1 protein-coding gene is annotated in these 382 nt (G+C 75.1%); it reads left to right on the top strand.

The features are described 5' to 3' along the window. A partial coding sequence (locus G3I65_RS17450; RefSeq protein WP_160697049.1) for a ketoreductase domain-containing protein occupies positions 1–382 on the top strand: 382 nt, incomplete at both ends.

The raw sequence follows: 382 nt of genomic DNA, 5'->3' as shown, positions 1-382 counted from the left end.
GGCGGCTGGTGCTGCTCAGCCGCCGGGGCGCGGAAGCACCCGGCGCCGCAGAACTCGCCGAGGACCTCGCCGCCGCGGGCAGCGAAGCCGTCTTCGCCGCCTGTGACGCGGCGGACCGCGACCGGATCGCGGAAGTGCTTGCCGCGCACCGGGTTTCCGCCGTCGTGCACGCCGCCGGTGTCCTCGACGACGGCGTCGTCGAAGCCCTGACGCCGGAGCGGCTGGACGCCGTGCTGCGCCCGAAGGCCGTCGCCGCACGCAACCTCGACGAGCTGACCGGCGATCTCAAGGCGTTCGTGCTGTTCTCCGCCGCCGCGGGCACCACCGGCGGCAGCGGGCAAGGGAACTACGCCGCCGCCAACGCCTACCTCGACGCCCTCGC

This window comes from Amycolatopsis sp. SID8362 (assembly GCF_010550475.1).
Lineage (GTDB): Bacteria > Actinomycetota > Actinomycetes > Mycobacteriales > Pseudonocardiaceae > Amycolatopsis > Amycolatopsis eburnea.
This window is presented reverse-complemented; position numbering and strand designations above follow the sequence as displayed.